Source organism: Klebsiella sp. ME-303, assembly GCF_007910085.1.
GTDB lineage: Bacteria > Pseudomonadota > Gammaproteobacteria > Enterobacterales > Enterobacteriaceae > Klebsiella > Klebsiella michiganensis.
Map to the genome: position 1 here is coordinate 1 of NZ_VOJB01000067.1, position 1,776 is coordinate 1,776.

A 1,776-nucleotide genomic window follows, 5' to 3' on the forward strand; every position below is an offset into this window, starting at 1 on the left:
TGACAGCGACTCTGACTCCGACAGTGATTCGGATTCGGACAGCGATTCGGACTCGGATAGCGATTCGGACTCCGACAGCGACTCGGATTCCGACAGTGATTCCGACTCTGACAGCGACTCTGACTCCGACAGCGATTCGGACTCTGACAGCGATTCCGACTCCGATAGTGATTCCGATTCTGACAGCGACTCCGACTCGGACAGCGATTCGGACTCTGACAGTGATTCGGATTCAGACAGCGATGCCGACTCTGATAGCGACTCGGATATCCCGCAGGCCAATGCGGATACTAATACCGCGCTGATCTCTGAGAACCATGACAATCTCGACGGGGTAAACGGTACGATTACCCAGCTGACAGGCGTGAACCTGCTTGGCGTGGTCGATGTTTCGCTGCTTAGCGGTAATAACTTTGACTTTACTGTCGCGAGTGGAACGACTCAGGATGTGGCACTGGATATTTCCGGCGGCACCACGCTGAGCTCGGCGGCGCTGATTAATACGCTACTGCTGCTGCTGGGTGGAACGAATACCTTCCAGGCCGATCTCGCGGTGGTGAATACGGTGACCGGAGAAGTGGTTGCGCTGGCGTCGAATGCGGTGACTATTACGGCGGGAGGCGTCAGCCTGGATTACAGCGGTAGCGCCAGCTTCAGCGACCTGCCGGAGGGGAACTATACGGTAGTGATTTCGTCGCCAACGAATACCGGGCTGCTGCCGACGCTGGTGAATTTCCTGGCGAATCTCAGCGTAGCGACCGCGGTGGATGTGGCGGTAACCGACTCCGTAGGATACGAGTCCGCGATTATCAGCGGTAACGTACTGCAGACGGACGCGGGTGGGGACGTCGGCGATACCGGTACGGATATTACTGTGACCAGCATCGTTGCGACCTCGGTTCCGGGGGCAACGGCGGAACCGGTTAGCTCGGGGGGGACGATCGTTGAGGGCGCCTACGGTACGCTGGTGATCTATGCCGATGGTTCTTACACCTATCACGCGACCGGAGACGCTGACTCTGTCGGTCAAACGGAGGTCTTTACCTACACCATTACGGATGCGGATGGCGATACGGCAACGACGACGCTGACCATTAATATTGGCCTGGCCGATGATACGGATAGCGATGCTGATTCCGACTCCGACAGTGATTCCGACTCTGACAGCGATTCGGACTCCGACAGCGACTCGGATTCGGACAGCGATTCTGACGCTGACAGTGATTCGGATTCTGACAGCGATTCGGATTCAGACAGCGACTCCGACTCGGATTCCGACAGCGATTCGGACTCTGACAGTGACTCGGATTCTGATAGTGATTCCGATTCCGACAGCGATTCGGACTCTGACAGCGACTCTGACTCTGACAGCGACTCTGACTCTGACAGCGACTCTGACTCCGACAGTGACTCGGATTCAGACAGCGATTCGGACTCTGACAGCGACTCCGATTCTGACAGCGACTCGGACTCGGACTCGGATAGTGACTCGGATTCGGACAGCGATTCGGACTCCGACAGTGACTCCGACTCTGACAGCGACTCGGATTCGGACAGCGACTCAGACTCCGACAGCGACTCGGATTCTGACAGTGACTCGGATTCTGACAGTGACTCGGATTCTGACAGCGACTCGGACTCCGACAGCGACTCGGATTCGGACAGCGACTCGGATTCGGACAGCGACTCGGACTCTGACAGCGACTCGGACTCTGACAGTGACTCAGACTCCGACAGCGACTCGGATTCTGACAGTGACTCGGATTCTGACAGCGA

1 pseudogene is annotated in these 1,776 nt (G+C 57.0%); it reads left to right on the forward strand.

From position 1 onward, the window contains the following. A pseudogene (locus tag FQK12_RS27605) lies at window positions 1–1,776 on the forward strand (hypothetical protein); the annotation flags it as partial.